Below are 25892 nucleotides of genomic sequence, written 5' to 3'. Positions count from 1 at the left end.
ATAAAACAAACAATAATAAGAATTGCTAAACAATTCAGGCAATAAAGTTTGAATATGAACTATATTATGTGAAACAACCTTTAATATAATGTTAATGTTTTTAATGTGTCGTGTTGACAATATACAAAGCCAAAGCTATCGTTACTCCCCATTAAAACCCACAACCTATTATTAATAACAATTTACTTATATGAATTTTAAAATGTGATCTCACTCACTGACTTCCATAGGGAATAACACACCATGTCTGCAAAAACAGGGCCCGATGGTCATCATGTTATTTTTGATGGCGCGGGCATCGGTGACTTTTGTCCTGAAACGTCGCTGCTTGAAAACTTCGAAAGATTAAATATCGACATCCCCAACCTATGCCGAAAGGGGAGGTGCGGCTGTTGCAAATTACTTCTAATCAGCGGAAATATACGCCATGAAAAACAGAGTGCCTTATGCGAAGAGGAGTTAGAAGAAAATATTATTCTAGCCTGCTGTGCCTATTCACAATCGGATATTGAAATAGAACTCTATTAATAAGGATTAACCGATGAGCCTCATTGAAACCACGTTGAAAAAATGGGATCGCGCCGCGATTGTCCGCTCCCGTCCTCGTCGCCTTCTCAACGAACAGGACAGCCAATCAACCCTTTTCTTCCCCCTCGAACGTCTGCCGCTGTGCCTCCATCCGCGCGTTGCCGCGCTCGGTGAACAAGCATTGCGCTATATTCAGGTGCAAACCCTCTACCACTACCTGAATGGCATCGCCAACATCGAGTTGGATATCATCAATGATTCCAGTTACAAGCTCTACAAAAACGCGGTCGGCGTAGACTTTCCGCTTGAAATGCGCTTAGACGCGCTGACCGTGGTCGTGGATGAGTCCTATCACGCCCTGGTGGCGCTGGATCTGATCAATCAGGTAGAGCAAATGACGTCCATTGCGCCGCTGCCGATGCCAAAAGACACCGAGGCTTCCTATGCCCTGGCGCAATCGTTGGCAATGGGGGACGAACGGCTGCGCGAACTGCTGCGACTGGTGTGCGTGTCTCTGTCTGAGCAGGCGCTGACCACCGATCTTATCGATGTGATCAACAACGAAGATATCTTCCCGACCTTTTACCTGGTGATGAAAGATCACGTTGCGGATGAAGGCCGCCATGCCCGCTTCTCACAGCAGGTGCTAAGCCATATCTGGCGCCACAGCGACGCGGCGACCAAGCAAGCGTTGCAACAACCGATTTTGGCTTTCCTGGAAGGCTACGCAACCGACGCTATCGCCAAAGATTTCAGCGCCTGCATGTTGCGCCAACTCGGACTGGCCGAAGCGGAAATTATCGACATCATCGCAGACACTTATCCAGCAACGCATGTTAAACCGTGGGAAACCAATAATATCGTCACGGAACAAATGCTGGTGGCACTGAATAAATCGGGCATTCTGGCTGATTTGCCTATCGCCGATGCGCTGCATGCAAAAATCTAATTAACCGGCATAAAAATTCAGCACCCTTTGATATTCCGCAAGGGAAATCATTATTCTCAGGAAGCAAAAATGGAATTACTTCATATTGGCTATTTCGGCGACAGTGCCTGCGGTAAATTATTAACAGACGAAATACAGGAATACGGCCATCAGGTTAGTTTTATCAGTCTCGAACGCCGTCCAATCGAAAAATTCGATCTTATTATCACCACTGAAAATAACGCTGAAACAATACGACGCCTGCAACAGCAGGGAAAAAATCTGCTGACGATCGTAACCAATAAAAAAAATATTAGCGACATTGATACCCTGCAAAACCAAGAACACTTTTCTCTGTACTTTAGCTCCGCCGGCCAAACCGCTTATCTGTGCGACGCGCTGTCCGATATGGCCGCAGGCGCCCAACTTCCCCTGCTGCAGGAAAAGCTTGTCGACATTGTGGTCGAGCTTTCGCGTGGCGGCTTACCGCACGCACAAGACACTCCCTACCGTTTGGCGCGTAAATACTATGCCGAATCACCGACGCGCATGCGCGAGTTGACCGCATTGCTGATGGAACGCCTTGGCGATCAGATGCAGGGGCGTTGCGGCAGCGATCTCTGCCATCTCACCTGGCAACCCGGCGCCGACTTCCATACGCTGCCGGTGGCGGACATCACGTCCCCCGCACAGCTGCAACATTTCTTCTTTAATGAAACCGGCGCGCTCAAACAGGGGCGCTATGCCCAGCCACGAGCGATGGTCGACGTAGCGGCTTGCGGTGACGGCACTCAGCTTACCCTGTATGGCGACGACATGCGTTTCAACGCGTTCACCGACTATCTTGACGCGCTATTGGCAGATCCGGCCGATCCCGTCGCCGCGCCCATTGTTACTCAACCTCAAACGTTACATCGCCTGAGCCAATTCAACGCAACCGACGATGCCAAGCTGCTGGCACACGACGTCATCGCTTTGTTCCGCCACGCCGCCGCCGCTCATCCGCAACAGGCCGCGCTGCATGCCGATGGCCAGATATACAGCTATGGCGAGATCGATCGCGCCTCGGATCAGTTTGCCTGTTGGCTGCTTGAACACAGCGGGGCCGCCAGCTCGGTCGTCGCCGTCTCGATGGACAAGTCAGCGACGCTGCTGATCGTGCTGTTAGGGATACTGAAAAGCAATAAAACCTATGTACTGCTCGATCCGCAGGCGCCAGCGGCGCGCAATCAAAGCATTCTTGACGACGTGCAGCCTGCGCTGATTTTGGCCGACTCGCCGTTGCACTCCGGCGACGCGCCGTGCATTGCGCCATCAAGCATTGACTACCGTTCGCTGAACATTCATGCGGAGCAACTCCCTCAATCGCGAGACGCACTGGCCTACGTCTGCTATACCTCCGGGACGACCGGCAAGCCCAAAGGCGTCATGATAGGGCGTGAGGGCCTGAGCAACGTGGCGCAAAACCACCGCGATTTCATTGGCCTGGCGCAAGGCAGCCGCGTGCTGGCCATCGCCTCGCTGGGTTTCGACGCCTTCGGCTGGGACGTCTATGGCGCGTTGGTCAGCGGTGCGACGCTTTATCTGGCGCCCTCGGAACTGCATACCGATGTCGGCGCGCTGCACGATTATCTGACTCGACACGATATCGGCCATATCACTATTACACCGGCAATTCTGGAATTGTTGCCCCGCGAGATGTGGCCGGGACTGCGGACGATGATCGTCATGGGAGACGCACCGCCAGCGGACGTCGTCACCTGGTGGGCCGAGCGCACCCGATTGTGCAACGGTTACGGGCCGACCGAGGCTTCCATTGCCACTTCGCTGTGCGAGTATCGTCCAGGCGTTCCCTGGAACTGCATTGGCAAACCGCTGAAAAACTACCGTTGTCACATCCTTGATCCCCACCATAATCCACTGCCGGTCGGTTTTGAGGGCGAACTGTGCATCGCCGGCAGCGGCCTGGCGCACGGTTACCTGCATCAAGAGGCGCTGAGCGCAGAGAAGTTCATTACCTGTCGGCTACCGTATATGGCGGCCGAAGAGCGCCTTTATCAAACCGGCGACATCGCCAAATGGGACGAACAGGGCAACATTATTTTCGTCGGCCGCCGTGATCACCAGGTGAAGATACGCGGTGTACGCATCGAAATGGGTGAAGTGGAAAGCGCCGTCCGCAGTCACCCCCTGGTTGACAGCGCCTGCGTGGTGGCTCGCAGCCAGCCCTCGGGCAAAATTCTCGCCGCCTTCGTACAACCCGCTTCGCCTGAGCTGACGATCGACGCGCTGCGTCACGCGTTGGTCACACAGCTCCACCCCGCCGCGATCCCCAGCGTCTTTATTTTCTTGCCGGCGCTGCCGCTGACCATCAATGGCAAGATCGCCCGTCAACAGTTGGAAAACTGGCCGCTGGATGAACGAAATGAACGCCTGACGCCGCCGGAAACAGAAACTGAGGCCATTCTCGAGCGCATCGTGGCCAACGCCATCGGCTGTCCGCAAGCCGACGTCACACAGGAGTTCATCAACCTGGGCGCACACTCGCTGACCATGAGCAAAATCGTCGCGCTCGTCGCACGCGATCTTTGCTGCCACCTGAGCATCGCCGATCTGTTCCGCCATAATACGGTACGCAAACTGGCCGAATATATCGAGAATAAGGCCGTTGCCGCGGAGCGCGCCATCGCTATCTGCGACGAACGCCGCGCGCCGCTTAGCCCTCAGCAGAACCTGCTCTGGTACCTGAGCGCATTGAATCCTGACGACTGCAGTTACAACCTGCCGCTGGCGATAGACATCCAGGGCTCGCTCGATCTGGCGCGCTTTGAACAGGCGATCAATTTTATCTATGAAAAACATGAAAGCCTGCGCACTCGCTTCGCCGAAACCGACGGTGTCGCCTATCAGTTGGCAGAACCGCATACCCCGATTCGCCTTGCCGACCACTGGGTGGAAGGCCAAATGCTGTCGGCAGAAAAGTGGGTGCGCCAACTGTGTGCCACGCCTTTCGACATCACCGCTCGGCCGCCTCTGACGCTTCGGCTGGTACAGTATCATCAGCAGCACCATGTTTTGATTTGGGTAAAACACAACATAATTACCGACGCCTGGAGCGAACAGCTGATCCTTAACGATCTGTGGCAGCGCTATAACGAGCTCGACGATCACAATGGGTTTGACGCGCCGCAACCGCAGATCCAAACCATAGACATCGTCAACAGCGGCATCGCGCCACCTGCGCCGGCGGATGTCGCTTACTGGCAACAGCAACTGCAAGGCTGCCGCGAACTGGACTTCCCGCTGGATAAACCACGCCCGCTAATGCCGACGCACGCCGGAGAACGCATCCATTATCAGCTGCAGCCTGACGTGGCCGGTCTGCTGGCGTCACGGGGCAAAGCGCTGGGCGCCACGCCTTTCGCCTTGCTCTGCGCGGCATTAAGTTTACTGCTCAGCCGTTATACCCAGCAGCAGGATATCGTCATCGGCACCGCCATCGCAGCGCGGGACAACCTGGATCAGGCGCAGGTCAGCGGCTTCCATGTCAATACCGTACCGCTGCGTATCCAACTGAGCGAACAGGACACCCTGGCCGAGCTGATCGGTAACATGATGGAAACCTGCATCGGCGCCTATCAGCATCAGCAGCTCTCGTTCGACCGGATCTTGCACCAGATCGAATACGAGCGGATGTCGAACAAAAATCCGTTATTCCAAATCATGGCGATCCTGCAGAACGCCGGCGACGTATGCCAACAAAACCTGCACGATTGCACGCTGCATCGCTTGCCGCTTTCGTCCGGCTTCTCGATGTTCGATATGACCTGGAACTTTAGTGTGGAACAGGACGCCGTCGCCATCGAACTCGATTACGCCAGCGAACTGTTTTATCCCGCCAGCATGCAGATGCTGTTGGACAACTATCAGCAAACGCTGCGGCAACTGCTCACCCTGCCGGCCAACACGGCGCAGCGAGCCCTCAACCCGCTATGCGAACGGGAGCAACATTGGCTGCAACAGTTGGCCGTCAGCTCGGACGCTGGTTCAGGTGACTCGCTGCTGGTGCAAATTGCTCGCTTGGCACAAACCCAGCCTGACAGCCTCGCCGTCAGCTGCGAACGGCAACAGTACAGCTACCGTCAGCTGTGGGCGCAGTCTGAGCGCATCGCGCATGCATTGCAGCGCATCGACAGCAAGCCTTTTTCGGTCGGCGTCATGATGGAGAAAAGTTGCCACGTCGCCGTACTCCTGCTCGGCGTGCTGAGAGCCGGCAAACACTACGTGCCGATTGACGTACACTACCCGGCCGACCGCGTGAGCTACATGATCGAGAACGCGCAAGCCCGGTTGCTGGTGACCGATGGTGAGCCAGAGCAACGTTGGGCCAGTCCCGCCGTCGGTTTCGACTCGCTGGTTTCTCAACCTGCAGCGGCCGACACATTGCCGATCCCAGCCGACGATACGCTGGCCTACATCATGTACACCTCAGGCTCAACCGGTAACCCCAAAGGCGTGATGATCACCCACGGCAACCTGAACAATTTCACCCACGACTTCGTCGGGCGGCTGGCGCTGAGCGCGAGCGATAAGGTGCTCAGCCTGACCAGCATCAGTTTCGATATTTTTGGGTTGGAACTGTTCTGCTCGCTGGCCGGCGGCGCGCACGTCACGCTGTGTCCACGCGAAACCGCCATGGATCCGGTCAAGTTGTATCACTTTATCGAGCGACAGCAGCCCAGCGTGATTCAAGCGACACCTACCGTCTGGAGCACCATCGTCCACCATCTGCCGGCGGCGGGTCAGCGCCCCCTGACCGTGCTGTGCGGCGGCGAGAAGATGCCGGCGGCCTTGTTGACGCAATTGCGACGCATCGCGACACGGGTGCTGCAGGTGTATGGCCCGACGGAAACCACCATCTGGTCGACCTGCGCCGATCTGACTCACGAAGGCGCGAGCGACTGTATCGGCACGCCGATACAGTCAACTGACGTTCTGGTCATGGATCAGGCCGGCAACCCGATGCCAAGCGGCGCATTTGGTGAGCTATGGCTGGGCGGCGCAGGGGTATCACCGGGGTATTGGCGCAACCCGACGCTGAGCGATAAGGTCTTTCTACGGCGCCAGGCGTTCGGCACCGAGCGCTATATGTACCGCACCGGCGACATTGTGCGGTTTAATCGTCAGGGGCAGCTGGAATACCTCGGCCGGAACGATCACCAGGTCAAAATTCGCGGCCACCGCATCGAATTGAGCGAAATCGATCTCAGTTTATCCTCTCTCGACAATATCGAGCGGTCGCTCAGCTTAATTGTCGGTGAAGGCCAGCAGGCCCGCATCGTCAGCTACCTGCAGTTAACGCCGGGAGAGGAGCTGAATGAAAAAGCGGTGCGCACGGCGCTGAAAGCTCGCTTGCCGAATATCATGATCCCGTCCGGTTTTGTGGTGCTGTCGGCCTTCCCGCTCACCAACAACAATAAAATCGACATTCGTCGGCTACCGGCGCCGGAAACCCACTACTCGGCTTCCGAAGCGGACTACACGCCTGCGGCCAACGAGGCGGAAAGCGCCATGCAGCATATCTGGCAACAAGTCTTGTCGCAGACGCAGATCAGCGTCTGCGACAGTTTCTTCAGCCTGGGTGGAAATTCACTGCAGATCCCGCAACTGCTGCACGCCATTCGTCAACAGATGGGCGTCTCGCTGACTATCCGCGAATTCATCATGCACAGCCAGATCCGCGAACTCACCGCGCTGGCCTTGAGCAAAACTGCCGGGGTCGCCGATGAAACGCATTGAGGTGTACCACCATGGACGTTGTCATCACCTTGACTACCGAGAGCCGCTGCGGCTCTCGGCCAGGCTGGACTTCGCCGATAACCCGATCAACCTTTATGGCGTGGCCCCCGCCGATTCGGCGCCGCTGAGTTACGGCGATACCGTCGCCAGCGTGCGTCATGGCGGGGTCTGCAACGCCGAGCGTATCAGCCTGGTGCCACACTGCCACGGCACGCACACCGAATGCATCGGCCATATTCTTCCTGAAACGCACAACGTGGCGGATTTGCCGCTTGAACCGTTCATCGCCGCCACCCTGATTCGCGTCAGGCCGCAACGCGCGGACGGGACCACGGAGAGCTATAACGCCAGCGCTGCCTCTGAAGATTGGCTGATTACCCGGGCGGCGCTCGATGACGCGCTGGCGCCGTTGTCGGGCGACTACCTGCAGGCTTTGGTGATAGCGGTCGAGACGCCGAGCGATTTCCGCGCCGCAGCCTGTGCGCCCTACTTCAGCCATCAAGCTCTGGCGCGCATCGTCGAACTCGGCGTCCAGCATCTGTTGGTGGATATTCCGTCGATCGACCGGCTATACGACGGCGGACGCATGGACAACCATCGCCGTTTTTGGGGGCTTGATGCCCCCGACAGGCCGCACTCCGGGCGCAAATACGCCTCCGTGACCGAGCTGATTCAGGTTCCCGCGCACGCCGCGGCGGGACACTATTTTCTGACCATTCAACTGCCGGATCTGAGCGGGGATGCCCTTCCCAGTCGGCCCGTCCTATTTTCGTTTTCTACAGGGAAAGTGACATCATGAATTACGCCAGCTATCTGCAGCTAAACCAGCTGCTGTCACTGCAACAGCCAGCCTCGCCGTCTGCGGAACACCGCAATGAAAACTTGTTTATCATCACTCATCAAACCTACGAGCTCTGGTTCAAGCAGTTGATCGATGAGCTTCATCTGGCGATCGCGCTGATCGAAGAAGGAGATATACCGGCGGCGATCGAAACGATGACGCGCGTCAATGCCATTACCCAAACCGTGGTGAATCAGATCGCCGTGATTTGCACGCTGAAGTTTCATGAATTCCAGCGTTTTCGCAGCTATCTCGGCACCGCCAGCGGTTTCCAATCCTACCAGTTTGCCGGCATAGAAGCGCTGCTCGGCAAGGAAAACCCAAAGAAACTACAACAGTATCAAGGTGATGAAGAGGCACAGCGCCGATTGGCGGCTATCATCCAACCGGTTTCCCTATGGCAGGCGATACGCGGCCACCTGATGCGTCTCAATGACCAGCCCAATCAGGCGGCGCAAGGCTTCGACGACATCATCAGGCAATCGCTGACGCGTTCAGGCTGCGAGTCGCTGCTGCTCAACCAACTGCTTGATTTGGATTCACTGCTGCAAGAGTGGCGTTACCGCCATGTGAAACTGGTGGAGCGTACGATCGGGCAGCGGAAAGGTACCGGCGGTTCATCGGGTTCGGACTATCTTAAATCTACGCTGTTCACGCCGATCTTCGATGAATTGTGGAACGCCATCAACTGAGTGCATTCCCTTAACGCCAAGGAAGCTCAGGCTTCCTTGGCCCCCCTGAAAATACGGATTTTCGCCATGCATTGCACCCACTTCCCCAACGCCCCCCTCGGCCTGAAACCGCTGACGCCGGGACGCCAGGGCAGCCTGCGGCTGATCGCTTTTCCCCACGCCGGCGCCGGAGCCACTGCCTTTCAGCGATGGAGCCCCGCGTTGCATCAGGACATCGAACTCTATGCCGTGCAATACCCCGGTCGAGAGGAGCGGGCGCACGAAGCGCCGCTCTGCCAACCCCAATCGCTTATCAATCAACTGATACCGGCACTGCAGCCACTGCAGGATAAACCGCTGATTTTTTTCGGCCACAGTCTTGGCGGGCGGGTTGCGCTGGCGTTAGCGATGGCGCTGCCCCAACCGCCGCTGCAGTTGATCATTTCCGCCAGTTCATCGCCCTTTCTGGCGCGCCACAGCCAGTTGCTGAGGATGCCGCGTGCCGCTTTGTTGAACGCGCTTTGTGCCGGCGAGGGCCTGGATGAGTCTCTCATCGGCGACAGCGCGCTGGTCGATTACTATCTGCCGTTGATCCGTGCCGATCTGTTGCTGTCCAGCCAATTGCTTTTCCCTGCGCAACCGGGTTACCACGCCCCGCTGGCGATGTTCTATGGTGAAAACGACGAGTTGATCGATCGGCAGGATTTGCTCGACTGGCGCCGGATCGCGCAAGGCGATTTTCAGCAGCGCACTTTTGCCGGCGGACATATGTATATCACCACGCAGCGCGAGGCGGTGATAGCCGGCGTTCACCAGTTGCTGGCTGGCCGCCTGAGCGAACCGGCCAGCCGGTAACACTCAGGCGTTTTCACTCTCAGGCAACGCCAAACGGCGCTCGTTGTGCACCACCCGCCACGCCAACAGCAGCACGCACAGGCTGCAGAGCGACAGTACGGCGCCCAGGTGCTGCGACAGCCCGGCCAGCACCAAGCCACCGCCGAGCATCAGGTAATACATCAGGCCAAGGATCGCGCCGGCGGTGCCCATGCAGTCTTTATAATGCCGCAGCGCGCGCGCCAGAATATTGGGAATGGCGATGCCGTACGCCATCACCACCAGCATCATCGGCAGAACGAACCACAAGCTCCCTTCCAGCAGCAGTACCAGCAGGCCGCCGGCCAGTGACAAAACGCAGGCCAGCATCAGCAACGCGGGGAACAGCCAGTGTTTGCCGATCAAAAACTTGTTGATCGCCGCGCCGATACCGACCCCGGCCGCCAACACCAAACCGGTATAACCGAACCACTGCGCCGGCAGTTCCAACGCCGAGAAGTGGAATGGCGCCAGCTGGTAATAGCTGAACATGCAAATATTGAACAACGCCACCAGCAGCGCACTGAGCCAAATATCCCCGTCCTTGATCATCCGCCCCAGCGTGCCGAAAAATGAATGCTTCACCACCTGTTGCGGACGCGTCTCCGGCAGTTGCCAACCGGCATAGCCCAGCAACAGCGCCGCCAGCAGCGCCAAACCGCTAAACACCCCCTGATAGCCCCAGTAATGAGTCAACACTGCGCCGCTCAATACGCCAACCGCCGGGCTGATCGCCATGGCGATCCCCATCACCGAGAACACCCGCGCCAACTCATAACCGTCGAAGCGATCGCGAATCGCCGTTTGCGTCCCGACCGAACCGACCGCCGCGCCAAAGGCAGCCAGCACCCGCGCCGCCAGCAGCACGCTGAAGCTGCCGCTGAACAGTGCGACGATAGAAGCCAGCAGATAGAGCGTCAGCCCGGCCAAAATGGTGGGACGGCGTCCGATGACGTCGCACATCCGCCCCCAAACCACCACGCCCAGCGCAAAGGCGAAAAAGTAGCAAGAGAGCGTTTGCGCCGCCATTTCCGCACTTACCCGGAAACCGTGCGCAATGTGCGTCAATGCCGGGCTGTAGATGGTCTCCACCACCTGGGGAAACATCATCATCGACGTCGCCAATGTCAGAGTCAGCTTACGTTGCATAACAGATCCTGTAGCCAAGAATAAGCTGCACAAGGTAGCATCTGCTCCCGGCGCCGATTACAATATAAAAGACAATAAATTTACAAAATCGGACATACTATGGCGTGGCTTCAGGCGCAGGACAGTTTTAATCCGGATACGCTCGACAACGGCGTGCTCGGGATCGCCGCCGAACTGGCGCAGCACGACTCTGGCACGCATTGGCATGACAGGGGCCAGTTGCTGTTCTGTCAGCAAGGCAGCATGCGTATCACGCTCAACCAAAGCATCTGTATGCTGCCGCCGGGCAGAGTTGCCTGGATCCCGCCGCAAGTGGCTCACCGCGTTCAGGTCAACGGCGTAGTCGGTTACCGTTCGCTTTATCTCGACGCCGATCGCTATGCCTGTCTGCCTGCGCAGCTTGCCGTACTGACAGCCTCGCCGCTGCTGCGCGAGGTGTTGGAACGCATCGCGTTCGCCGCATTCGACACCGACTGGCAGCATGGGCCTCACGCCAATATTCTGGCGGTCTGCCTGGACGAGATCGCCGCCGCGCCGCGCGAACTGACGTTGCTGCCGCTGCCCAGCGACCGGCGCCTGCGCCATCTGGCCAATCTGGACATGCTTCCGCCGCTGCACGAGCTATCGCGCTACAGCGGCGCTTCCGAGAAAACCATCAGCCGGATTTTCCGCCGTGAAACCGGCCTCAGTTATCAACAGTGGCGTCAGCAATGGCGCCTGATCAAAGCAATAGAGATGCTGGCCGCAGGGCTGAGCCAATCCGACGTCGCCGGTCGGCTGGCGTTTTCCAGCGACAGCGCCTTCGCCACTTTTTTCAAGAATATGGTGGGCTGCCCGCCGAGGGCGTATATGGAGAGAAGAAAGTAAGAGGCCGTCTAAAACGGCAACGCCGACGGAAAGCGTTGATGGGGAGGAAAAAAGCGACGGCGGGAACGGCGCCCCCGCGACAAGCGAGAAACGCCGTTCCGCTACGCCCTTATCGATAGACGATCTCGCCCTTCGGCTCGTAGGCCGCCGCATCCAGCGGTGAATGTTTCTCGATGTATTGCTTCAGCACCTCGGCGTCGATAAAGCCGGTGTTGACGTAGCTCGGCAGCCCGTCCAGCTTCGGATAGCCGTCGCCGCCCAGCGCGTTGAAGTTCAGCGTCGCCATGCGGTAGGTTTTATCCGCCTGCAGCGGCTGGCCGTTGATCTTCACCTCGCTGACGCCCTTGCCGTCCGCCACCAGGCTGACGTTGGCGAACTGGGCGTAGGCGCCGGAATCCGGCTTCATGTTGGCCACCACCGCCAGGTACTGCTCAACCTCGCTGCCTTTCATATCGACATGCACCAGGGTGTTGCCGAACGGCTGTACCTTGAGCACGTTCTTATAGGTGATATCGCCGCTTTCAATCGAATCGCGCACCCCGCCGCCGCTCATCACCGCGAAGTCGGCATCGGCGCGCTCCCTCTGCGCCGCCAGCATCACCCGCGCCAGGTTGGTCTGCACGAAGCGCACCTTGCTGCGATCGCCCTCCAGCTTGCCGTTAACGCTGCCGATCTTTACGCCCAACTGCGCCTTGCCCTTCTCCTGGAACGGCGTCAGCAGTTTCATCATGGTCGGGTCTTCCGCGATCTGCTGGGTGTAGTACACCCGCTCGCTGGTGCCGTCCGCCTTCTCCACCTTCTTCTTCAGGTTCACCGGGATCAGCTGATAATGCACCAGCTTCAGCTCGCCGTTGCGGAATTCGAAGTCGGCGCGGCCCACGTATTTGCCCCACTCGTGCGCCTGCACGATCCAGGTGCCGTTCTGGCGATCCGGCGAGCACGGCGTGCCCGGCACGTAATCTGCCTGTTTGCGGTTGTCGCCGGCCATGCACACCGGATCCTGCGAGTGGCCGCCGACAATCATGTCGAGATACCCGGCCGGCAGGCTGCGCGCCATTTCCACGTCGCCCGGCGCGTTCGAGCCGTGTTCACCATTGTCGTAGTGCCCCATATGGGTGGCGGCGATAATCACGTCCGGCTTCTCGTCCTTACGCAGTTGCTCCACCACCTGCTTCGCCTCCTGCGCCGGCACGCGGAACTCCATGTCGGTGAAGTACTCCGGGTTGCCTATCTTGGCAGTGTCGTCGGTCGTCAGGCCGATCACGGCAATCTTGATGCCCTGCTTGTCGAACAAGGCGTAAGGCTTGAACAGGCGCTGGCCGGTGCTTTTCTGATAGATATTGGCGGACAGCAGCGGGAAGGTCGCCCATTTTTCCTGCTGCCGCAGCACGCTCAGCGGGTTGTCGAATTCGTGGTTGCCGATCGCCATCGCGTCGTAACCCACCAGGTTCATGCCGCGGAAGTCCGGCTCGGCGTCCTGCAAATCCGATTCCGGCACGCCGGTGTTGATATCGCCGCCGGACAGCAACAGCAGGCTGCCGCCCTGCGCCGCCACTTCCTGACGAATGCCGTCCACCAACGTTTTCTGCGCGCCCAGGCCGTATTCGCCATGATCGTTCTGCCAGAAGTGACCGTGATGGTCGTTGGTATGCAGAATGGTGATGGCGTAGGTCTTATCCTTTTCCCAGGCACTGGCGGCCCCCGACAGCAACGTCAGGGAAACGGCCAACGCACATGCGGTGGTTTTCAGCGAAAAACGCATGGCGGATCTCCGTGTATTAAATGGCTTTTATGATGAGGGCGAAATTGTAGCGCGAATCAATGACAGCTGATTTCAAATTTTTGCGATGTGAGTCTGATTATTTCAGATATGGTAAAAATTGCGCACCCTGCCTAAGATGTCTTCTCTGTGCTCAACAACTTATCAGGCTAATAATAATATGACCGACAGTAGCCAAAGCGCGATGCCGCCCGCCAAGGGCAGTGCGGTGAAAGGCACCGCCTTCTCGATCCTCGGTGCCATCAGCGTGTCCCACCTGCTCAACGATATGATCCAATCGCTGATCCTGGCGATTTACCCGATCCTGCAAGCCGATTTTCACCTCAGCTTCGTGCAGATCGGCATGATCACCCTGACCTATCAGCTGACGGCCTCGCTGCTGCAGCCGCTGATTGGTTATTACACCGATAAACACCCGCAGCCTTATTCGCTGCCGATCGGCATGGGCTTTACCTTGTCCGGCCTGCTGCTGCTGTCGGTGGCGAGCACCTTCCCGCTGGTGCTGCTGGCGGCGGCGCTGGTGGGCACCGGCTCATCGGTGTTCCACCCGGAATCCTCGCGCGTGGCGCGCATGGCCTCCGGCGGGCGGCACGGCCTGGCGCAGTCGCTGTTCCAGGTCGGCGGCAACTTCGGCAGCTCGCTAGGCCCGCTGCTGGCTGCGCTGATCATCGCGCCTTACGGCAAGGGTAACGTCGCCTGGTTCACGCTGGCGGCGCTGCTGGCGATCGTGGTGTTGCTGCAGGTCAGCAAGTGGTATCAACATCAGCACCGGGCAACTAAAGGGCAGCCGAAAAGCCCATCAACGCTGAAACCGCTGCCAAAACGTACCGTAGTCTACTCGCTGGGCATCCTGCTGGTGCTGATTTTCTCTAAATACTTCTATCTGGCCAGCATCAGCAGCTATTACACCTTTTATCTGATACATAAATTCGGCGTTTCGGTGCAGAATGCGCAAATTCACCTGTTCGCCTTCCTGTTCGCGGTGGCGGCAGGCACCATTATCGGTGGGCCTCTCGGCGACAAGATAGGGCGAAAATACGTTATTTGGGGTTCTATTCTCGGCGCTGCGCCGTTTACCCTTGTTTTACCTTATGCATCGCTCTATTGGACCGGCATTTTAACGGTGATTATCGGGGTTATTCTCGCCTCGGCGTTCTCCGCCATTTTGGTCTACGCCCAGGAGCTGATTCCCGGCAAGGTGGGCATGGTTTCCGGCTTATTCTTCGGTTTTGCTTTCGGTATGGGCGGATTAGGCGCGGCAGTTCTTGGTTATGTCGCGGATTTGACCAGTATCGAACTGGTCTACCAAATCTGTGCTTTCCTGCCGCTGATCGGAATTATCACCGCACTGCTGCCCAATATGGAGCATAAACCGCAATAACCCCGCGATTAGCCCGGACGAAATTACTTATTCTTCCGGGTTATCTTACGGATAAATCAATGTTATTTTCCCTATCTGGCACAAAACCCCCTCATTGCCGCGCCTTAAGTGAAATCCTCTGTCTTTTTACAAAAAAGGCCAAATTAGGCAAGCAAGCCGCGCACAAATGCAATAAACTAAATGTATCTTTTCGTAACTTTGTTGCGTTTCTCCCGTGCCGCGATGCATAGCCAGAAGGAGTATGGATGCATAATTCAACACCGCTCATTACCACCATCGTCGGAGGGTTAGTACTCGCCTTCCTCCTCGGCATGCTGGCGAACCGCCTGCGCATCTCCCCTCTGGTGGGGTATCTGGCCGCAGGTGTGCTCGCCGGCCCGTTCACCCCCGGTTTCGTCGCCGATACCTCATTGGCGCCGGAACTGGCGGAAATCGGCGTTATCCTGTTGATGTTCGGTGTTGGCCTGCACTTCTCTTTGAAAGACCTCCTCGCAGTAAAATCTATCGCCATTCCCGGCGCCGTAGCGCAAATAGCCGTCGCCACCCTGCTCGGCATGGGGCTGTCCAAGCTGCTCGGCTGGGATCTGATCTCCGGCCTGGTGTTCGGCCTCTGCCTCTCCACCGCCAGCACCGTGGTGCTGCTGCGCGCGCTGGAGGAGCGGCAGCTGATCGACAGCCAGCGCGGGCAAATCGCCATCGGCTGGCTGATCGTCGAAGATTTGGCGATGGTGCTGACGCTGGTATTGCTGCCGGCCTTCGGCAACATGCTGGGCAACGACAACGCCAGCAGCAGCCAGCTGCTGATGGAGCTGGCACTGACCATCGGTAAGGTCATCGCCTTTATCGCGCTGATGATCGTGGTCGGCCGCCGCCTGGTGCCGTGGATCCTGTCCAAAACCGCCAGCACCGGCTCGCGCGAGCTGTTCACCCTGGCGGTATTGGCGCTGGCGCTCGGCATCGCCTACGGCGCGGTGAAGCTGTTCGACGTCTCCTTCGCGCTGGGCGCTTTCTTCGCCGGCATGGTGCTGAACGAGTCCGAACTGAGCCACCGCGCGGCGCATGACACCCTGCCGCTGCGCGACGCATTCGCAGTGCTGTTCTTCGTCTCGGTCGGCATGCTGTTCGATCCGATGATCGTGATTAACGAACCGCTGGCGGTGCTGGCGACGCTGGCGATCATCGTGTTCGGCAAATCCGCCGCCGCGTTCCTGCTGGTGAAAATGTTCGGTCACTCCAAGCGCACCGCGCTGACCATTTCCGCCAGCCTGGCGCAAATCGGCGAGTTCGCCTTTATTCTGGCGGGCCTCGGCATTGCGCTCGGCATGATGTCGGAACACGGCCGCAATCTGGTGCTGGCCGGCGCCATTCTGTCCATCATGCTCAATCCGCTGTTGTTCACCCTGCTGGAACGCTATCTGGCCAAGACCGAAACCATCGAAGACCAAATCCTCGAAGAGGCGGTGGAAGAAGAGAAGCAAATCCCGGTGGATATGTGCAATCACGCGCTGGTGGTCGGCTATGGCCGCGTCGGCAGCCTGCTGGGCGGCAAACTGGCCGAAGCGGGCATCCCGCTGGTGGTGATCGAGAACTCCCGCCCGCGGGTGGAAGCGCTGCGCGAACAGGGCATCAAGACGGTGCTGGGCAACGCCGCCAATCCGGAAGTGATGGATCTGGCGCGGCTCGACTGCGCGCGCTGGCTGCTGCTGACCATCCCCAATGGCTATGAGGCCGGCGAGATCGTCGCCTCGGCGCGCGCCAAGCGGCCGAATATCGAGATCATCGCCCGCGCCCACTACGACGACGAGGTGGCCTACATCACCGATCGCGGCGCCAACCAGGTGGTGATGGGCGAACGGGAGATCGCCAACAGCATGCTGAACATCCTGCAGCTGGACACCCTGAGCGAAGAAGAAAAAATGGGCGGCTGCCCTATCTGAAGCGCCACGCGCGCACAAAAAAAGGTCCGGCATGCCGGACCTTTTCTTTTTCAGCGGGTTAACGCTCCCAGTAAGACTCTTCCAGGCTGTCTTCCCGCTCCGGCAGGCCGCGAGTGAGGCGCGGCGAATGCTGGTTCAACACCTGGTAGCTGACGCGGTTGGCGTATTTGCACACCTGCGCCAGGGAGGAGTAAGTCAGGTAGCTGCGCACGTGCTTGCTGGAGTTCGGCACGTTGTGGCGGTGATAGCCGTTGGCGGCGATATCGTGCAGCAACGCCGACAGCGCGCCGTCGCCGGCGCCGTTGGTGTTCATGATCTTCTCCGGCCCGCCCATATACGGCGCGATGTGCGAATAAACGCGCAGCGGATTTTCACAGTGTTCGCGGCGCATGGCGCGGCTGAATTCGTAGCGGTTGAACTCGGCGATATGCCCCGGCAGCAGCGGGTGCTGGGTCTGGCGCTTGTTGGCCTCTTCGGTGTAACCCGCCATATACAGGCCGTTCGGCCCGGCGGTGCACAGCACCAGATCCACCCACTCCAGCGCCATGTCCGAGGCGGTCAACGGATCGCTCAGCCCGGTCAGCTCCAGCGCTTCGTCTTCGTTCATCGCCAGAATCGTCACGTTTTCCTTCAGGAAGTCGCGCCACCACTGTGGGTTGTCGGCAATGACGTACTTGGTGCCCAGCGTCAACACCACCGGCACGTCGTGCTTTTTGGCGTATTCGATCGCCTGCAGGGTGGCAGCCTTCATCGGCTCGCCTTCCTTACAGCGCACCAGATAAGAGCTCAGCACCAGCGCCGACGCGCCGGCGATCACTTCTTCAGGAATGCTTTCCGGGCGCAGCTGGTTCATTTGGCCCGGGTTGATGGCGAAGGTGCGCTCGCCGCTTTCGCCAATCAGCGTGAAACAGCGGCCGATGGCGCCGTCTACGCCCTGCAGATAGTTGAGATCGGTACGGCTGGAGGTATTGCACAGGTAACGGTAGGCGTAGCTGCCGATTTTCACGTTGCTGCACATCACGCCGAGCAGCACCGAGCGATCGTCCGCCAGCACCGAATAGTTGTGCATGGTATTGCCGATGGTGCCGCCGGCGAACTGATGGGTAACCAGGTTGTTTTCATTCAGTTCCTGATACAGCGCCTCGGCGACGTCGTCTTCGATCACCAGAGAGTGGCCCAGGCTCAGGCCGTAGCGCTGGACAAAAGCGTCGTCCACCTTCGCCTCGATATCCACCAGCGTCTGGTCGATGCCGACGATATACGAGGTGCTGATTTCACTTTCGGGCTGGGCCTGCTGCAGAAGCGGATCGCGGGCGCTCACCGGGAAATAGTGTTTGGACTTGCGTTTACCAGGAAATTTCATGTGATTGGCGGTGGTGGCGATTTAACAAGCGGAGAATGTTAACACATTCCCGCCCGATCACGATGATTCTAATATACAGATTATTGATGATTAGAGGCGCTGCGCCACCAGCTGCTGCATCATATCGATATGCGCCGGCTCGTCGTTCAACGCAGAGATATACTCAAACTTCTCGCCGCCGGCCTCGAGGAAGATCTCGCGGTTCTGCTCCTTGATCTCTTCCAGCGTTTCCAGGCAGTCCGCCGAGAAACCCGGGCAAATCAGCTGAATGTGCTTCACGCCCTGCGCCGGCAGCCCCTTCAGGGTCTCATCGGTGTACGGCGTCAGCCACGGCTCGCGGCCGAAGCGCGATTGGTACGTCATCATCACTCGCTCCGGCGCCAGCGGCAGCGTGGCGCTCAGCGCTCGCAGCGTATCCTCGCAGCGCTGCGGGTAGTCGTCGCCCAGGCGCGCATAGCGTTTGGGGATGCCGTGGAACGACAGCACCAACCGATCCGGCTGGCCATGCTCGGCGAACGAGCGCTCCACGCTTTGCTGCAGCGCGGCGATGTAGGCCGGGTGTTCGGCGTAATCGCGGATGAAGGCCACAGAAGGCAAGCGGCGATAGCCTTTCAGCACCCGCGCTACGCCATCCCATACCGCCGCGCTGGTGGAACAGGAATATTGCGGATAGAGCGGCAGCACCACCAGGTTGGTCACGCCCTGCGCCAGCAGCTTGTCGATGGCTTCCGCCAGGCTCGGCGAGCCGTAGCTCATGCCCAGCTCCACCGGCGTATTCGGCATGCGCGCCGCCAGCGCCCGCTGTTGGCGGCGGCTGTACACCAGCAGCGGCGAGCCTTCTTCCATCCACACCGACTGATAGAGCTTCGCCACGCGCGGCGAACGGATCGGCAAGATCGCGCCGTTGAGGATCGGCCACCAGATCAGCGGCGCCGTGTCGACCACGCGATCGTCACTGAGGAATTCCTTCAGATAGCGTTTGACCGCCGACGAGGTCGGCGCATCTGGCGTGCCCAGGTTCACCAGCAATACGCCGTGTTTCTCTTGCTTCATCTCAGTTCCCCTCATTTCCTTTCCGGCCGGCATTCCGTTCTGGGTCGGGATGTCAGCAGCCATTAATGCCGGCTATTGTAACGGAAAAGTCGTGCATCGAAACCGATAACAGCAACAGGCTATGCCTGTGGGCCTCACCCTTGCGCCAGTCGCCACACCGCCGCCACGTTGCGCGCCGTCACCTGCAGATTGCGATCGGCGCCCGCCAGCGCTTCTTCCAGCGTCACGATGCCATCGAGCACCGAAAACGCCGCGTCGATGCCGTGTTGATGCACCACCTGGTAATCCGACGTCAGGCTGCCGGCGATGGCGATCACCGGCACGCCGTGGCGCTTGGCCACCCGCGCCACGCCGATCGGCGTTTTGCCGTGGATCGACTGGCTGTCCAGCCGGCCTTCCCCGGTGATCACCAGATCGGCATCGCGCACCGCCTCATCCAGGCACAGGGTTTCGGTGACGATCTCGATGCCCGGCCGCAAACGCGCATTGAGCATGCCGAGCAGCGCCGCCCCCATGCCGCCCGCCGCACCCGCCCCTGGCTGGGTGAGCACCGCGCGGCCGGTTTCCCGTTCCAGCAGCTCGCCATAGTGATACAGCGCCGCATCGAGCTGCGCCACCATCTCCGGCGTCGCTCCCTTCTGCGGCCCGAACACCGCCGAGGCACCCTTTTCGCCGCACAGCGGGTTATCGACGTCGCAGGCGGCGGTCACGCTCACCCGTTGCCAACGCGCATCCAGCCCGGCGAGATCGAGATGCGCCAGCTGCGCCAGCGCCGCTCCGCCCGCCGGCAGCGGCCGGCGTGCCTTATCCAGCAACTTCACGCCCAGCGCCTGCATCATCCCGGCGCCGCCGTCGTTGGTGGCGCTGCCGCCGATGCCGAGAATGACCGCCTTCACGCCGCGTTCCAGCGCCGCCAGCATCAGTTCGCCGGTGCCGTAGCTGGTGGTGATGCGCGGATCGCGCCGGCCGGGCGGCGCCAGGTGCAGCCCTGAGGCGGCGGCCATTTCAATCACCGCGGTTTCGCCGTCGCCCAGCAGGCCATAGAACCCCTGCACCGGCTCCCCCAGCGGCCCGGTGACCGTCACCTGGACGATTTCACCGCCGGTGGCCGCCACCATCGACTCCACCGTGCCTTCGCCGCCGTCCGCCATCGGCAGCTTCACGTAGTGCGCCTGCGGGTAAATTTGGCGGAACCCCCGCTCGATGGCGTCGGCGACGCCGAGCGCGCTCAGGCTCTCTTTGAAAGAATCCGGGGCAATAACCACTTTTTTCAGCGTTTTCATCACTGTTCCTTATCCCGCCAGGTTAAATACGCCAAACATCAGCGCCGAGATTGCCGCAATGGTGAACCCCACCAGCGTTTCGTACGGCAGCAGCTTCAGCCGCTCGTGCACCGCCATATTGACGCTGCCGCCGGTGGCGTGGAAGAAGCTGCCGTGCGGCAGGTGATCCAGCACCGTGGCGCCCGCATGGATCATCGCAGCGCCGGCCAGCCCGCTCACGCCCAGCTCGAGCAGCGTGGAGCTGAACACCCCGGAAGCCACGGCGGTGCCGGCGGTGGTCGACGCGGTCGCCATCGACATCAGCGCGCCGGACAGCGGCGCCAGCAGCCAGGCCGGCAGCCCGGTATGCGTTAAGCCGTTAATCAAGACATCCTTCAGCGCCGAGTTGGCGATAATGCCCGCCAGCGTGCCGGTGCCGAGCAGCATGATCGCCACCGGCGCCATGCGCGACAGGCCGGAGACCATAAACTGATTGCACTGGCGGATGCGCCCCATCAGCAGCGCGCCCGCCAAGCCGCCGGCCGGCAGCGCGATCAGCGGATCGACGGCGATGCCGGCGATCGGCCGCAGCGACAGCAGCAGGATCGCCACCAGCGGCGCGCTGATCGCCGCAGCGAAGCCCGGCCGCGCCCCTTCGGCATGCTGAGTCAGCTCTTCAGCCATCACTTTACTGCCTTTATCGCTCAGGCGGCGCGCCAGCAGGTAGGCCACCACCAGGCCGCACAGCCCCGGCACGATGCCGGCCATCATCACCGAGGTGAGCGGCACGTGGAAATTGTCCGCCGCCGCGATGGTGTTCGGGTTGGGCGACATCACGTTGCCGGCCTTGCCGCCGCCGATCATCGCCAGCAGGATCGCCGCGCGCGAAATGCCGGCCTTTTGGGCGATCGACAGCGCGATCGGCGCGACGGTGATCACCGCCACGTCGATAAACACTCCCACCGCCGTCAGGATCAGTGTAGCCACCGCCAGCGCCAGCAGCGCGCGGGTTTCGCCCACCTTGCGCACGATGGTTTCGGCGATGGTGTGCGCCGCGCCGGATTCGATCAGCACCCCGGCCAGCACCCCCGCCGCCAGGATGCGCATCACGGCGTTGGTGATACCCTGCGCCCCGCCGATCATCAGCGTTACGGTCTGCACCAGGTCGGCGCCGCCGCACAGCCCGCCCGCCAGCGCGCCGGCGATCATGCCGTAAGCCGGCGGCACCTTGCGTAGAATCAGGACGATGGCGACGGCTAACGCCACCAGCGCCCCCAGAGTGGATACGGTTGTCATTGTTGTTTTCTCCGTGGTTGATGTGCAGGCCAACATATCCCGCGCGCCCGGCGTTGGCCTGAGGGGAAACAACAAAAAATCGCCGGGGGAACGGCGTGGAATTTGTGGGTTGGCACAACTCAGTCGTGCATCAGCATGCCGATATATAACCGCAGAGCGTCGGTTAATTGGTTGATTTTCATGCCGGTTATTGCTTCGATACGCTGCAGGCGATAGCGCAGGGTATTGACGTGGATATGCAGCTGCGCAGCGGTCTGCGTCTGATCACAATTCTGCGAAAAATAGTGGCGCAGCGTGCCGCGCAGCACGCCTTTTTCGTCCTGTTCGCCCAGCGTCCGCCAGGGGCGACCCAGCTCCTGCGCGCGCCAATCCTCCCCCAGATCGCACAACAGCGACGGCAGCGGATAGTCGTGGTAGAACAGCGTGGCGTGACGCAGTTTCAGGCGCTGCGCCATCGCCTGAGTGGCGCGCGCCGTCAGGCTGGAACGGTAGGCGCTTTGCGGATCGTCATAAAAACCGCCGACGATCAGCCGCACCCGGAAGCGGTGTTTGAGTTGGTTTTGCAAACGCTGGGCCTGTTGGCGCTCCAGCTTCAGGCTCCATTCGCCCTGCACCATGCAGGCCGGGCGCAGCAGGGTCATTTCATTGAAGCCGGTAATGGCGATCAACGCGTCGCGCTGGGTGGCCTCCAGCTCCGCCAGCAGCTCGCGCAGCAGGTGCGGCTGCGCCTCTTGCAGCTCGACGATCCACACGATGCGCGCCTGGCGCAGATCCAATCCCAAATACGCCGCCATCGCCGCCAGCGACGCGGTGTTCGGCTGGGGCTGCAGCAGCTGGTTCGCCAGCTCTTCCCGGTAGCGTTTTTCCCACTGGTGCTGATCCAGCAGCGCCGCCTGCTCCACCATCATCTCCGCCGCCATCTTCACCAGCTCGGCGTAGGCGCGCACCTCGGCCGGTTCGCCGGAGATGCCGATCACCCCCACCCGCTGGTTGCGAAAGCTGAACGGCAGGTTGATGCCGGGCCGCACGCCCTTCAGATGTTCGGCGGTGGCGCGGTCGATTTCCACCACCCGGTTCTCCGCCAGCGCCAGCACGGCGCCTTCATGGCGCTGGAACAGGCGCTGCGGGTTGCCGGAGGCGATAATCACGCCGTTGCTGTCCATCACGTTGACGGAATGGCTGATGATGCCCATCGCCCGCTGGACGATCTGGCGCGCGGTGGCTTCCGCCAGAAGATTGGTTTGTCTGAGCATGCCCGGCTCCCTACTGAGGGTGAAAACGCAGGCTTGTTATACGCCATTTGGCGCGGGCGATTAACGGGCACGGCCGCAACAAGCCGCCGCGATCACAATTTGGCGGGAAAACGGCAAAAAAAACGCCGGGCCACAGGCCCGGCGTCATGCACAACGCGCTTGCGATCAACCGAGGATGGTCGCCAGCTCTGCGCTCACTTCGGCCACCTTGCGGGTGCCGTCGATTTTGCGGTATTGGGTGTTGCCCGCCGCCGCTTCTTTGCTGTAGTAAGAGATCAGCGGCGCGGTCATCTGATGGTATTCCACCAGGCGCTTGCGCACGGTCTCTTCCTGATCGTCCTTGCGCGTGGTCAGCTCTTCGCCGGTCACGTCGTCTTTGCCTTCCACCTGCGGCGGGTTGAACTTCACGTGGTATACGCGGCCGGACGGCGCGTGCACGCGGCGGCCAACGATACGGTCAACGATCAGCTCGTCCGGCACGTCGAACTCCAGCACGAAGTCCACGTTGATGCCGGCTTCTTTCATCGCGTCAGCCTGCGGAATGGTGCGTGGGAAACCGTCCAGCAGGAAGCCCTTGCGGCAATCTTCCTGAGCGATGCGCTCTTTGACCAGCGCGATCACCAGCTCATCGGTCACCAGCTTGCCGGCGTCCATGATCTCTTTCGCCTGCTTGCCCAGTTCACTGCCGGCCTTCACGGCTGCGCGCAACATATCACCGGTGGAGATTTGCGGAATGCCGTATTTCTCCATGATGAATTGAGCCTGAGTACCTTTACCAGCGCCCGGAGCGCCCAGCAGAATGATACGCATTGCGTAAATCCCCTTGCTATGTAGTTTTTATAAAATTGCGAAAACGCTCAACGATACCATTTCAGGGGGGGCAGGCTCAAGGCGCGCGAAGGAAATCGATTGCGGAATGTGCAAAAAAACGGACGAACAAAAAGCGAGAAAAGGCGGGGAAAAATCGGCAATGCGCCCCTAACGGTGCCGTTAAGGGCGCATATTTTCAGTTTCAGGCGGACAGCAACTTGTTCATGCGACGGATGAACAGGTTCGGATCTTCCAGCGTGCCGCGTTCAGCCAGCAGCGCCTGATCCAATAACAGGTCGATCCATTCGGCGAAATGTTCGTTATCGCCCACATCGGATGCGCGTTTGACCAGAGCATGCTCCGGATTGAGCTCGAAAATGTACTTCACTTCCGGCGCCTGCTGGCCGGCGGCGGCGAACAGCTTGGCCATCTGGGTGCTCATTTCGTCGGCGTCGGTCACCACGATCGCCGGCGTATCGGTCAGGCGGTGCGTCAGGCGCACATCCTTCACCCGCTCGCCCAGCAGGGTTTTCACGCGTTCGATGAACGGCTCCAGCTGCTTCTCGGCGGCCTTCTGCTCTTCGGTTTCATCCGCCAGTTTATCCAGCGTTTCATCCGCTTTGCTAACCGACTGGAACGGCTTGCCGTCGAATTCGGTCAGGTAGCTCATCATCCACTCGTCGATGCGATCGGACAGCAACAGCACTTCGATGCCTTTCTTGCGGAACAGCTCCAAGTGCGGGCTGCTCTTGGCGGCGGCGTAGCTGTCGGCGGTGATGTAGTAAATCTTCTCCTGCCCTTCCGCCATGCGGCCGACATACTCTTCCAGCGACACGGTCTGCGCCGAGCTGTCGCCGTGGGTGGAGGCAAAGCGCAGCAGCTTGGCGATCGCTTCCTGGTTGCCGTGGTCTTCCGCCGGGCCCTCTTTCAGCACCAGACCGAACTGCTGCCAGAATTTCTGGTAGCCTTCGGCGTCATCTTTGGCCAGCTTATCCAGCATCTGCAGCACGCGCTTGGTCAGCGCGCCGCGCAGGTTTTGCGTCACGCGGCTGTCTTGCAGGATCTCGCGCGACACGTTCAGCGGCAGATCGTTGGAGTCGATCAGGCCGCGCACGAAGCGCAGGTAGTTCGGCATGAACTGCTCGGCGTCGTCCATGATGAACACGCGCTGCACGTACAGCTTCAGACCATGCTTGTGATCGCGGTTCCACATGTCCCACGGCGCCTGCGCCGGGATATACAGCAGGCTGGTGTACTCCTGCTTGCCTTCTACCCGGTTGTGGCTCCAGCTCAGCGGATCGGTGAAGTCGTGGGCGATGTGCTTGTAGAATTCTTTGTACTCTTCGTCGGTCACGTCAGCCTTGCTGCGGGTCCACAGGGCCTGCGCCTTGTTGATCTTCTCCCAGGTGACGGTGTCGTCTTCTTCGTTTTTGCTTTCGATCTCCACCGGCAGGGCGATGTGATCGGAATATTTGCCGATCACCGAGCGCAGGCGCCAGGCGTCGAGGTACTCATCTTCGCCTTCGCGCAGATGCAGGGTGATTTCGGTGCCGCGCGTCTCTTTGGTGATGTCGGCGATGGTGTAGTCGCCTTCGCCGGCAGACTCCCAGAACACGCCTTCGTCATCGGCGGCGCCGGCGGCGCGGGTGCGCACGGTCACTTTGTCCGCCACGATGAACGCCGAGTAGAAACCGACGCCGAACTGGCCGATCAGCTGGCTGTCTTTCGCCTGATCGGAGCCGATGGATTCCAGGAACGCTTTGGTGCCGGACTTGGCGATGGTGCCGAGGTTTTCGATCACTTCTTCGCGGCGCATGCCGATGCCGTTGTCGGCGATGGTCAGGGTGCGCTGCTCTTTATCGAAGGACAAGCGGACGCGCAGCTCGCCGTCGCCGGCGTACAGCTCTGGCGCGGACAGGGCGCGGAAACGCAGCTTGTCGGCGGCGTCAGAGGCGTTGGAAATCAGCTCGCGCAGGAAAATTTCTTTGTTGGAGTACAGCGAATGGATCATCAAATGAAGCAGCTGTTTTACTTCAGACTGGAACCCGCGGGTTTCTTGACCTTTCATACTCATTGATTACCTCAAAAGACAATGGCTACC

The 25892-nt window shown here is 59.7% G+C and carries 18 protein-coding genes; 9 read left to right on the top strand and 9 right to left on the bottom strand.

Going from position 1 to position 25892, the window contains the following annotated elements:
• The first annotated feature begins 243 nt into the window (after positions 1–243).
• The 6 genes from SSARUM_RS05270 (at position 244) to SSARUM_RS05245 (ending at position 9622) form a co-directional block, all read left to right on the top strand.
• Positions 244–528 (top strand): 2Fe-2S iron-sulfur cluster-binding protein, encoded by a 285-nt coding sequence (locus tag SSARUM_RS05270; protein WP_071883774.1) that lies wholly within the window; start codon positions 244–246, stop codon positions 526–528.
• Between the two features lie 13 nt (positions 529–541).
• On the top strand, positions 542–1477 hold the full coding sequence (locus tag SSARUM_RS05265; RefSeq protein ID WP_033647255.1) for a diiron oxygenase: 936 nt from the start codon (positions 542–544) through the stop codon (positions 1475–1477).
• A 69-nt stretch (positions 1478–1546) separates the two neighbouring features.
• Positions 1547–7255, top strand: a complete 5709-nt coding sequence (locus SSARUM_RS05260; protein WP_060429640.1) for a non-ribosomal peptide synthetase — start codon at positions 1547–1549, stop codon at positions 7253–7255.
• A complete protein-coding gene (locus tag SSARUM_RS05255; RefSeq protein ID WP_060387362.1) occupies positions 7242–8054 on the top strand; it encodes a cyclase family protein in 813 nt (270 codons plus the stop codon). Before SSARUM_RS05260 ends, SSARUM_RS05255 begins: the two co-directional genes overlap by 14 nt.
• Positions 8051–8788 carry a tryptophan 2,3-dioxygenase family protein gene (locus SSARUM_RS05250; RefSeq protein WP_033647260.1) on the top strand — a complete coding sequence of 246 codons (738 nt, stop codon included), beginning with the start codon at positions 8051–8053 and terminating at the stop codon, positions 8786–8788. Before SSARUM_RS05255 ends, SSARUM_RS05250 begins: the two co-directional genes overlap by 4 nt.
• A 66-nt stretch (positions 8789–8854) precedes the next feature.
• Positions 8855–9622 (top strand): thioesterase II family protein, encoded by a 768-nt coding sequence (locus tag SSARUM_RS05245; RefSeq protein WP_049301645.1) that lies wholly within the window; start codon positions 8855–8857, stop codon positions 9620–9622.
• Between the two features lie 3 nt (positions 9623–9625).
• Here SSARUM_RS05245 and SSARUM_RS05240 read toward each other — a convergent pair whose 3' ends face one another.
• Positions 9626–10789 (bottom strand): multidrug effflux MFS transporter, encoded by a 1164-nt coding sequence (locus tag SSARUM_RS05240; protein WP_060429638.1) that lies wholly within the window; start codon positions 10787–10789, stop codon positions 9626–9628.
• Between the two features lie 99 nt (positions 10790–10888).
• Between SSARUM_RS05240 and SSARUM_RS05235 the strand changes: the two genes are divergently transcribed.
• On the top strand, positions 10889–11656 hold the full coding sequence (locus tag SSARUM_RS05235; RefSeq protein WP_033637359.1) for an AraC family transcriptional regulator: 768 nt from the start codon (positions 10889–10891) through the stop codon (positions 11654–11656).
• Positions 11657–11765: 109 nt separating this feature from the next.
• Here the strand turns inward: SSARUM_RS05235 and ushA are convergent, their stop codons facing one another.
• Positions 11766–13418, bottom strand: coding sequence for a bifunctional UDP-sugar hydrolase/5'-nucleotidase UshA (ushA, locus tag SSARUM_RS05230; RefSeq protein WP_033647263.1), 1653 nt, complete (start codon positions 13416–13418; stop codon positions 11766–11768).
• Between the two features lie 178 nt (positions 13419–13596).
• Between ushA and SSARUM_RS05225 the strand changes: the two genes are divergently transcribed.
• Positions 13597–14817, top strand: coding sequence for an MFS transporter (locus SSARUM_RS05225; RefSeq protein ID WP_033637357.1), 1221 nt, complete (start codon positions 13597–13599; stop codon positions 14815–14817).
• Between the two features lie 245 nt (positions 14818–15062).
• On the top strand, positions 15063–16754 hold the full coding sequence (gene ybaL / locus SSARUM_RS05220; RefSeq protein WP_033637356.1) for a YbaL family putative K(+) efflux transporter: 1692 nt from the start codon (positions 15063–15065) through the stop codon (positions 16752–16754).
• 58 nt (positions 16755–16812) lie between these two features.
• Here the strand turns inward: ybaL and SSARUM_RS05215 are convergent, their stop codons facing one another.
• From SSARUM_RS05215 to htpG, 7 genes are all read right to left on the bottom strand, one after another.
• Complete coding sequence (locus SSARUM_RS05215; protein WP_033647265.1) at positions 16813–18117, bottom strand: inosine/guanosine kinase; 1305 nt, start codon at positions 18115–18117, stop codon at positions 16813–16815.
• 90 nt (positions 18118–18207) lie between these two features.
• A complete protein-coding gene (gene hemH / locus SSARUM_RS05210; protein ID WP_033637355.1) occupies positions 18208–19170 on the bottom strand; it encodes a ferrochelatase in 963 nt (320 codons plus the stop codon).
• A 134-nt stretch (positions 19171–19304) separates the two neighbouring features.
• Positions 19305–20453, bottom strand: coding sequence for a glycerate kinase (locus SSARUM_RS05205; protein WP_060426609.1), 1149 nt, complete (start codon positions 20451–20453; stop codon positions 19305–19307).
• A 9-nt stretch (positions 20454–20462) separates the two neighbouring features.
• Positions 20463–21728, bottom strand: coding sequence for a GntP family permease (locus tag SSARUM_RS05200; RefSeq protein WP_015376868.1), 1266 nt, complete (start codon positions 21726–21728; stop codon positions 20463–20465).
• A 119-nt stretch (positions 21729–21847) separates the two neighbouring features.
• Positions 21848–22981 (bottom strand): sugar diacid recognition domain-containing protein, encoded by a 1134-nt coding sequence (locus SSARUM_RS05195; protein ID WP_039566980.1) that lies wholly within the window; start codon positions 22979–22981, stop codon positions 21848–21850.
• Between the two features lie 165 nt (positions 22982–23146).
• The gene (gene adk, locus SSARUM_RS05190; RefSeq protein WP_004940261.1) at positions 23147–23791 is read right to left on the bottom strand and encodes an adenylate kinase; all 645 of its coding nucleotides are present in this window, start codon (positions 23789–23791) and stop codon (positions 23147–23149) included.
• 202 nt (positions 23792–23993) lie between these two features.
• Entirely contained in the window at positions 23994–25859 is a 1866-nt protein-coding gene (htpG, locus tag SSARUM_RS05185; RefSeq protein WP_033637352.1) for a molecular chaperone HtpG, read from the bottom strand.
• Between the last annotated feature and the right edge of the window lie 33 nt (positions 25860–25892).

The sequence above is a fragment of the Serratia sarumanii genome (assembly GCF_029962605.1).
Taxonomy (GTDB): domain Bacteria; phylum Pseudomonadota; class Gammaproteobacteria; order Enterobacterales; family Enterobacteriaceae; genus Serratia; species Serratia sarumanii.
The sequence above is the reverse complement of the archived record's forward strand: the minus strand, read 5'-3'. Positions and strand labels throughout refer to the sequence as shown.

Coding starts and splice junctions, on each gene's coding strand:
- SSARUM_RS05270 (WP_071883774.1), top strand. CDS start 244: ATGTCTGCAAAAACAGGGCCCGATGGTCATCATGTTATTTTTGATGGC.
- SSARUM_RS05265 (WP_033647255.1), top strand. CDS start 542: ATGAGCCTCATTGAAACCACGTTGAAAAAATGGGATCGCGCCGCGATT.
- SSARUM_RS05260 (WP_060429640.1), top strand. CDS start 1,547: ATGGAATTACTTCATATTGGCTATTTCGGCGACAGTGCCTGCGGTAAA.
- SSARUM_RS05255 (WP_060387362.1), top strand. CDS start 7,242: ATGAAACGCATTGAGGTGTACCACCATGGACGTTGTCATCACCTTGAC.
- SSARUM_RS05250 (WP_033647260.1), top strand. CDS start 8,051: ATGAATTACGCCAGCTATCTGCAGCTAAACCAGCTGCTGTCACTGCAA.
- SSARUM_RS05245 (WP_049301645.1), top strand. CDS start 8,855: ATGCATTGCACCCACTTCCCCAACGCCCCCCTCGGCCTGAAACCGCTG.
- SSARUM_RS05240 (WP_060429638.1), bottom strand. CDS start 10,789: ATGCAACGTAAGCTGACTCTGACATTGGCGACGTCGATGATGATGTTT.
- SSARUM_RS05235 (WP_033637359.1), top strand. CDS start 10,889: ATGGCGTGGCTTCAGGCGCAGGACAGTTTTAATCCGGATACGCTCGAC.
- ushA (WP_033647263.1), bottom strand. CDS start 13,418: ATGCGTTTTTCGCTGAAAACCACCGCATGTGCGTTGGCCGTTTCCCTG.
- SSARUM_RS05225 (WP_033637357.1), top strand. CDS start 13,597: ATGACCGACAGTAGCCAAAGCGCGATGCCGCCCGCCAAGGGCAGTGCG.
- ybaL (WP_033637356.1), top strand. CDS start 15,063: ATGCATAATTCAACACCGCTCATTACCACCATCGTCGGAGGGTTAGTA.
- SSARUM_RS05215 (WP_033647265.1), bottom strand. CDS start 18,117: ATGAAATTTCCTGGTAAACGCAAGTCCAAACACTATTTCCCGGTGAGC.
- hemH (WP_033637355.1), bottom strand. CDS start 19,170: ATGAAGCAAGAGAAACACGGCGTATTGCTGGTGAACCTGGGCACGCCA.
- SSARUM_RS05205 (WP_060426609.1), bottom strand. CDS start 20,453: ATGAAAACGCTGAAAAAAGTGGTTATTGCCCCGGATTCTTTCAAAGAG.
- SSARUM_RS05200 (WP_015376868.1), bottom strand. CDS start 21,728: ATGACAACCGTATCCACTCTGGGGGCGCTGGTGGCGTTAGCCGTCGCC.
- SSARUM_RS05195 (WP_039566980.1), bottom strand. CDS start 22,981: ATGCTCAGACAAACCAATCTTCTGGCGGAAGCCACCGCGCGCCAGATC.
- adk (WP_004940261.1), bottom strand. CDS start 23,791: ATGCGTATCATTCTGCTGGGCGCTCCGGGCGCTGGTAAAGGTACTCAG.
- htpG (WP_033637352.1), bottom strand. CDS start 25,859: ATGAAAGGTCAAGAAACCCGCGGGTTCCAGTCTGAAGTAAAACAGCTG.